Annotated in this window: 8 protein-coding genes; 6 read left to right on the top strand and 2 right to left on the bottom strand. The window is 68.1% G+C overall.

From position 1 onward, the window contains the following. Positions 1–317 precede the first annotated feature (317 nt). Positions 318–953, bottom strand: a complete 636-nt coding sequence (locus tag NS4_RS30760; protein WP_245665864.1) for a copper chaperone PCu(A)C domain-containing protein — start codon at positions 951–953, stop codon at positions 318–320. 481 nt (positions 954–1,434) lie between these two features. Between NS4_RS30760 and carD the strand changes: the two genes are divergently transcribed. The 6 genes from carD to NS4_RS30730 all read left to right on the top strand — a co-directional run bounded on the left by carD (position 1,435) and on the right by NS4_RS30730 (position 6,205). After that, positions 1,435–1,923 carry an RNA polymerase-binding transcription factor CarD gene (gene carD, locus NS4_RS30755; protein WP_011206964.1) on the top strand — a complete coding sequence of 163 codons (489 nt, stop codon included), beginning with the start codon at positions 1,435–1,437 and terminating at the stop codon, positions 1,921–1,923. Positions 1,924–1,925: 2 nt separating this feature from the next. Further along, a complete protein-coding gene (ispD, locus tag NS4_RS30750; protein WP_063062968.1) occupies positions 1,926–2,639 on the top strand; it encodes a 2-C-methyl-D-erythritol 4-phosphate cytidylyltransferase in 714 nt (237 codons plus the stop codon). A 2-nt stretch (positions 2,640–2,641) separates the two neighbouring features. Continuing rightward, a complete protein-coding gene (gene ispF / locus NS4_RS30745; RefSeq protein ID WP_063062971.1) occupies positions 2,642–3,154 on the top strand; it encodes a 2-C-methyl-D-erythritol 2,4-cyclodiphosphate synthase in 513 nt (170 codons plus the stop codon). A 252-nt stretch (positions 3,155–3,406) separates the two neighbouring features. Beyond that, entirely contained in the window at positions 3,407–4,813 is a 1,407-nt protein-coding gene (gene cysS, locus NS4_RS30740; protein WP_063062967.1) for a cysteine--tRNA ligase, read from the top strand. Then, positions 4,813–5,781 carry a 23S rRNA (guanosine(2251)-2'-O)-methyltransferase RlmB gene (gene rlmB, locus NS4_RS30735; protein ID WP_063062970.1) on the top strand — a complete coding sequence of 323 codons (969 nt, stop codon included), beginning with the start codon at positions 4,813–4,815 and terminating at the stop codon, positions 5,779–5,781. The genes cysS and rlmB overlap by 1 nt, the downstream gene beginning before the upstream one ends. Positions 5,782–5,929: 148 nt before the next feature. After that, positions 5,930–6,205: a DUF4190 domain-containing protein gene (locus NS4_RS30730; RefSeq protein ID WP_063062966.1), complete on the top strand. Its 276-nt coding sequence runs from the start codon at positions 5,930–5,932 to the stop codon at positions 6,203–6,205. A gap of 6 nt (positions 6,206–6,211) precedes the next feature. Here the strand turns inward: NS4_RS30730 and NS4_RS30725 are convergent, their stop codons facing one another. Next, entirely contained in the window at positions 6,212–7,021 is an 810-nt protein-coding gene (locus NS4_RS30725) for an enoyl-CoA hydratase/isomerase family protein (RefSeq protein ID WP_063062965.1), read from the bottom strand. Between the last annotated feature and the right edge of the window lie 195 nt (positions 7,022–7,216).

Below are 7,216 nucleotides of genomic sequence, written 5' to 3'. Positions count from 1 at the left end.
GGCATCCGATCCGGACTTCGACTGCCGACGTAACCCGTATGCGTCGAGTGTTGCGAGACACCTCAAAGGGTTGAGGCCCGTCTCGCCGTTTCGGCCTCGAAGCGCATGCGCGAAGCGCGAGTCTCGAGGCCGAAACGGCGAGACCAAGGGGGCCTCAACCCCGCGCGCGCCAGCGCGCCAAAAACACAGCACCTTCGCGTGCGAGCCCGCTTCCTCACCTTCGCGAATCGAGGCCGCCCCGTGGAGCGCGCCTCCTCGATTCGGTCGGTGCCGGAAGCCGAGGGCCCCGACCTCTGGAGGCCGGCATCGGTGCCGACTCAGTGGCCGCCCGCCGAGCCCGTGGTGCTCTTGGAGAGTTCCGATTCGTGGCGAGGCGTTTCTACACCGGCGTCGACCGGCACCTGGACCAGGACGTTCCCGTTGTTCTTGAAGTTGAAGGTGACGTCGTAGGTGAGGCCGGGGGTGATGTTCTGGGTGAGGCCGGTGATCTCGATGCGGGCCGTGGTGGTCTCGCCGCCTTCGGTCTTGATCGTTTCGCCGCCGGTGCGGGTTTCCGCCCCGGCCTGCGGGGTGGAGACCACCACCGTCTCGGAGGGGGCGATCTCGAGCTTGTCGCCTTCGGCCGGGGTGATCTCGACCTTCCCGAGGTCGGTGGTGACGCCGGTGAGTTCGTCGGCACCCACCGCGCCGGTGTTCACGATCGACAGCGCGAGCGCGGCCTTCCCGCCCGCGGTGTGGGTGGCGGTGCCGTTACCGGGGAACACGATATGTACGTTGCGCAGGGCGATATCACCGGCGTTGGCCGTGTTGCCGTTGATGGCGGCGACCTGTTCGGAGGTCTGCGAGATCTGGCCGGCACCGCAGCCGGACAGGATGAGCGCCGCGCCGGCGGCGAGCGCGGCGGCCGCCACCATGCGGCGCCGCCGGGTCGGGACCGGGCCAGCGGCAGTCACAGCAGTCAGGGCAGTCACGGGTTGTCCTCCATGTCCGAGTGGGCGCACTCCAACTAGGCACTGTAGTAGTTGGGTTCGAGACCCTGCCGCACCGGGCGGTGTCAGGGGGGATTACTTGCCGCGCGGTGTGTGATTTGTCGCACGACACGGCGTGTCCGATGGGCTGGTGCTCGTAGGCTCGGCGACGCCCTGATTTGCGTCGCGGAACGGCTCGCCGACCGGGTGTTGCGTATATCGCGGGACGTCGCGCTGACCGGTAACGATCGGGCCCGGGCGACTCGCTTGCGCGGTCGCGCGGAGTGGGTTTTCATATCCCCTGGAAGGAGTCGTGTCCGACACCCGTTCGGGCACAACGTGATGCACACCAAACCCCTCCTGTCAAGCCCTTGTGCCTGGTCGTTGTGGCCCTGACCTGCGCAGTTGATCGCGCCGTTATCGAGTCGCGTGTTAAACTGTGAACATCGAAAGGGGCACGGGACACATGATTTTTAAGGTCGGAGATACCGTCGTTTATCCCCATCATGGGGCGGCTTTGATCGAAGCTATCGAGACCCGCACCATCAAGGGTGAGCAGAAAGAGTATCTGGTCCTGAAGGTCGCACAGGGTGACCTCACTGTTCGGGTTCCCGCGGAAAACGCGGAATATGTCGGCGTCCGCGATGTAGTGGGCCAGGAAGGTCTGGATCGGGTCTTCCAGGTGCTGCGTGCACCACATACGGAAGAGCCCACCAACTGGTCCCGTCGTTACAAGGCCAACCTCGAGAAACTCGCCTCCGGCGATGTGAACAAGGTGGCCGAGGTCGTGCGCGACCTGTGGCGCCGGGAACAGGATCGTGGCCTGTCCGCGGGCGAGAAGCGGATGCTGGCCAAGGCTCGGCAGATCCTCGTCGGGGAGCTCGCGCTCGCCGAGGGCACCGATGACGGCAAGGCCGAGACGCTTCTCGACGAGGTCCTCGCCGCGGCTTCCTGATCGTGTACAAAACAGGCGGTCCCGGCCGCGGCGCCGGTCCCGTCATCGCATTGGTTCCTGCCGCCGGTCGTGGCGTGCGCTTGGGTGCAGATGAACCCAAGGCGTTCGTCCCGATCGGCGGCACACCTATGCTCACACTGGCTGTGAACGGGCTGGTGGCTGCCGCGGTCGTCGACGAGATCATTGTGATGGTGCCCGCCGAACACGTCGACCGGACTGCAGCTGTCCTACCCCCCGATGCTCCGGTGCGGATCGTGGTCGGCGGCGCCGAACGCACCGATTCGGTACGCGCCGGCCTCGCCGCTGCCGGTGATGCGGCGTTCTTCCTGGTGCATGACGCGGCCCGCGCGCTCACTCCGCCGGCGCTGATCGCCCGGGTGGTCGACGAGCTGCGCGCCGGTCACCCCGCGGTCGTGCCCGCGCTACCGGTGGTGGATACCGTGAAAGCCGTCGACTCCGCGGGGATGGTCACCGGTACGCCGGATCGTGGCGCGTTACGAGCCATCCAGACTCCCCAGGGGTTCGCCGCGGGAGCATTGCGGGCCGCGTACGCCGACGCGGGTACGGCGACCGACGACGCCGGTCTGGTGGAGCGGCTGGGCATCGCGGTGCGTACCGTCACCGGCGACCCGCTGGCCTTCAAGATCACCACACCGCTCGATCTGCGCCTGGCCGAATCCTTGCTCACCTCGCGTCCGGCGGTGGCACCGTGCTGAACATGCGGGTGGGAATCGGCACCGATGTACATCCGATCGAACCGGGTCGTCCCTGCTGGATGGCCGGGTTGTTGTTCGACGGTGAGGACGGTTGCGCGGGACATTCCGACGGTGACGTCGCCGCGCACGCCCTCTGCGACGCTCTGTTGTCCGCGGCGGGCCTGGGGGACGTGGGCTCGGTCTTCGGCACAGGGCGGCCGGAATGGGCCGGGGTCTCCGGAGCCGCCATGCTGAAGGAAGTGCGGCGGCTGCTCGACGACGCCGGATACGAGGTCGTCAACGCCGCTGTCCAGGTGATCGGTAACCGGCCGCGGATCGGTCCGCGCCGCGCCGAGGCCCAGCAGGTGCTGGGCGATCTACTGGCCGCGCCCGTATCGGTCTCCGGTACGACCAGCGACGGCCTGGGCCTCACCGGGCGCGGTGAGGGGATCGCGGCGGTGGCCACCGCGCTGCTGCACTGTCCCGGGCGGCCGAGTGAACAGCCCGGGGACGGTGGCGAGGTGCGACCGGCATAGGGTTTGCGAGGCCGCCTGCTCAGTCCTGTGGCCCGCGCCGGGCCCCGGATCGCCGATCGCCGGTGGCGCGATTCGGGCCGGTGGGCCCGCTCTCCGCGCCAACTCGAGCGTGTGCACGCGGCGACGGAATGCCGAAGTTGCCACGCGCGGCCGAGCCGACTGCTCGTGTACCCGGCCGCACCGCTACCCTGCCCATATCCCCCTTGCACCGAATTCGAGTGCAATCCATACACGAAACTAGGATCGACTGCCGTGACGCTGCGCCTGTTCGACACCGAGAAACGGACCCTGCGTGATTTCACGCCGCTGGTACCCGGCCACGCCTCGGTGTACCTGTGTGGGGCGACCGTGCAGGGGCTACCCCATATCGGTCATGTGCGCAGCGGCGTCGCCTTCGATATTCTGCGCCGCTGGCTGGCGGCCAACGGCTCGGACGTGGCGTTCATCCGTAATGTCACCGATATCGAGGACAAGATCCTCACCAAGGCGGCTGCGGCCGGCCGGCCCTGGTGGGAATGGGCGGCAACGCACGAACGCGCCTTCGACCAGGCCTATCGGCAACTCGGTGTGCTGCCGCCGTCCGCCGAACCACGCGCGACCGGCCATATCACCCAGATGGTCGAATTGATGCAGCGCCTGATCGACCGTGGACACGCCTACGCCTCCGAGGGCAATGTGTATTTCGATGTCCGGAGCTACCCGGATTACGGGCATCTGTCCGGCCATCGGCTCGAAGACGTGCATCAGGGTGAAAGCGCCGGACTCGGCAAACGAGATCCCCGTGATTTCACGCTGTGGAAAGCCGCCAAACCGGGGGAGCCGACCTGGCCATCGCCCTGGGGGCCCGGGCGGCCCGGTTGGCATCTGGAATGCTCGGCCATGGCCGAGTTCTATCTGGGGCCGGAATTCGATATTCATTGCGGTGGAATGGACTTGGTCTTCCCGCACCACGAGAACGAAATCGCCCAGTCCAAGGCGGCCGGGGACGGTTTCGCCCGGTACTGGTTGCACAACGGCTGGGTCACCATGGGCGGCGAGAAGATGTCGAAATCGCTCGGCAATGTGCTGTCCATTCCGAATGTGCTGAAATCGGTGCGCGCGGTGGAATTGCGCTTCTACCTGGGCAGTGCGCACTACCGGTCGATGCTGGAATATTCGGACAAGGCGCTGCACGATGCCGCCCAGTCCTATCAGCGGATCGAGGCGTTCGTGCAGCGGGTGGCCGAACGCGGCGGGGATATTCCGATGGGCAAATGGACCGACGGATTCGCCGCCGCGCTCGACGACGATCTCGGGGTGCCCAAGGCGCTCGCCGAGATCCATCACGGCGTGCACGAGGGTAACCGCGCCCTCGACGCGGGCGTGCTCGACACCGCCCGGGAGCACGCCGGGCAGATCCGGGCCATGCTCGATGTCCTGGGCGTGGACCCCCTCGACCCGCACTGGCACGGCACCGCCGACCATTCGGCCGCCGACGCAGCGCTGGACGTGCTGGTGGGAGCCGAACTGGAACGGCGGCAGCAGGCCCGGGCCGCTAAGGACTGGGCGACCGCCGACGCGGTCCGCGATCGGCTGCAGGCGGCCGGAATCGAAGTAACCGATACACCCAACGGTGCCGAATGGTCGCTGGGCGCACCTACCCCTGGAAAGGCGGGCTGATGGCCGGCAATTCACAACGTCGCGGCGCGATTCGTAAAGGGGGCACCAAGAAGGGGGCCGTGGTCGGGTCCGGCGGCCAGCGGCGCCGCGGGCTGGAGGGCCGCGGCCCGACGCCACCGGCCGAACAGCGCACCAAACATCCGGCGGCGCGTCGATCGGCGGCGAAAGCCAAAGCCGCGCAGAACAATCCACCCGGTCGCGGGCGTCCGGCCGGTAGGCGTAGCGAGGACGGCCCCGAGCTGGTGCTGGGCCGCAACCCCGTGGTGGAGTGTCTGCGGGCCGGGGTTCCGGCCAGCGCACTGTACGTGGCGGTGGGGACGGAGAACGACGAGCGGCTCACCGAGAGCGTCCGCCTCGCCGCCGATACCGGGATCTCCATTCTCGAGGTGCCGCGCACCGATCTGGACCGGATGAGCTCCAACGGCCTGCATCAGGGGCTGGCGCTGCAGGTGCCGCCCTACCGGTACGCCCACCCCGACGATCTGCTGGCCCGGGCCAAGCAATCCGTCGAGCCGGCACTGCTGGTGGCGCTGGACAATATCTCCGATCCGCGTAACCTCGGCGCCGTCGTACGCTCGGTCGCCGCCTTCGGTGGTCACGGTGTGGTCATCCCGCAGCGCCGCAGCGCCAGCGTGACCGCGGTCGCGTGGCGCACCAGTGCCGGTGCCGCGGCCCGGCTTCCGGTAGCCCGCGCCACCAATCTCACCCGCACCATGAAGGATTGGGCCGCCACCGGTGTCCAGATCGTGGGCCTGGATGCGGGAGGCGATCTGTCCCTGGACGATTTCGATGGCACCGCGCCCACGGTGATCGTCGTCGGATCGGAGGGCAAGGGGCTGTCGCGACTGGTCCGCGAGACCTGTGATTCGGTCCTTAGTATCCCGATGGCGGGCCCGGTGGAATCGCTGAACGCCTCCGTCGCCGCAGGCGTGGTGCTGGCCGAAACCGCCCGGCAACGCCGCGCCTGAACACCTGATCGACGGCCCGTGGACGGGTCGGCGGCCGCTGCCGCGGCGCGGTGATCGGGCGTGTCGGGGTCGCGGTCAGCGGGCGGTTCGGAAGTGAATCCGCCGCGCCCGGACCGCAAATCCGGGACGGCACCGTAGAATTCGTCATGTGGTGATACCCAACGCGCCCATCGGTAAGCCGGTAGAGCACCCGCATGCGACAGCGGTGCTGTTCCTCGGTGCGCTCAGCGTGCTGTGTTGCGGGCTGACCGGGCCGGTGGCCTGGGCGCTGGGTAAACGCGCACTCGATCAGATCGAGGAGTCCGGCGGCGCGTACGGTGGCCACACGCAGGTCGTCGTCGGATTCATCCTGGGCGTGATCGGCACGATCCTCATGGTCGTGATGGCCCTGTTGTTCCTGGTGGTGCTGCTCGGCGGCGGTTGAGCGGCGTCAGTCCAGGCTCTGCTGTCCGGACCATTTCGCCGGTGTCCAGCTCGGCCATTCGTCATTGATCGAGCCGGACCACGAGGGCTGACGGCGCTCCCGGAAGGCCGCCATCGCCTCTCCGGCATCCCGGCCGTCGGCGATGTGCTCGTTCAGATCGGCTTCCAGCCGCGCGACGACGTCGGGCTGCAGACCGACACCCTCCCACAGCAGCCGTTTGGACAGTGCGGCGCTCAACGGTGCCGACCCGCCCGCGATATCGTGGGCCACCGCCATCGCGGTCGGCACCACCTCCGCCGCGGGCAGACAGGCATTGGCCAGGCCCATTGCCCGGGCTTCCGCCCCGTCGAAGGTACGGCCGGTGAGCAGGATATCGGCGGCATTGGCCAGCCCGGCCAGCCGCGGCAACGTCCAGTGCACATAGCCGTCGGCAAGGACGCCACGCCGGACCTGGCTCAGCGCGTAGACGGCGTCGTCGGCCATGTAGCGCAGATCGCACTGCAGTGCCAGCGCCAGCCCGGCGCCCACCGCGTGCCCGTTGACCGCCGCGATCACCGGCTTGCGCACCCGGAACGGCGGCGGATCGATACTCGCGCTCACCTCACCCACCCGGTCCGAGAGATCGGCGCCCGCGCAGAAAGCGGGCGGCGTACCGGTGATCACCACGACCCGGATGGCGTCCTCGGCGTCACACCGCTTCAGCGCGGCCCCCAGGGCCTCGGTCATCGCAGGATTGAAGGCGTTCTGTTTCGCCGGCCTGTTCAAAGTGAGGACGGCGATGCCCGCTGAGACATCGACGAGCAATTCCGAACTCATGGCTCGGATGGTAGCTGGGTTTATGGCGCCCCGGCGCGCGCGGGGTTGAGGATGCGGGCTGGTTGGCGAAGGTGGGGATGTGGGTTTGCCGGCGGATGTGCTGTGTTTTGGCGCGCCGGTTGAGGCTGTGGACTGATTCGCGAAGGTGGAGGACGTGGGCCTGCTCGTGAAGGTGCTGTGTTTTTGGCGCCGCCT

The organism is Nocardia sienata NBRC 100364 (genome assembly GCF_001613205.1).
In the GTDB taxonomy this organism is placed as follows: Bacteria; Actinomycetota; Actinomycetes; order Mycobacteriales; family Mycobacteriaceae; genus Nocardia; species Nocardia sienata.
Note: the sequence above shows the minus strand (reverse complement) of the source record. Positions and strands in the feature narration are given on the sequence as shown.

Bases quoted from the DNA above. Each gene is read 5' to 3' on its own strand.
- rlmB (WP_063062970.1), top strand. From the start codon at position 4,813: ATGGCCGGCAATTCACAACGTCGCGGCGCGATTCGTAAAGGGGGCACC.
- ispF (WP_063062971.1), top strand. From the start codon at position 2,642: ATGCGGGTGGGAATCGGCACCGATGTACATCCGATCGAACCGGGTCGT.
- NS4_RS30725 (WP_063062965.1), bottom strand. From the start codon at position 7,021: ATGAGTTCGGAATTGCTCGTCGATGTCTCAGCGGGCATCGCCGTCCTC.
- carD (WP_011206964.1), top strand. From the start codon at position 1,435: ATGATTTTTAAGGTCGGAGATACCGTCGTTTATCCCCATCATGGGGCG.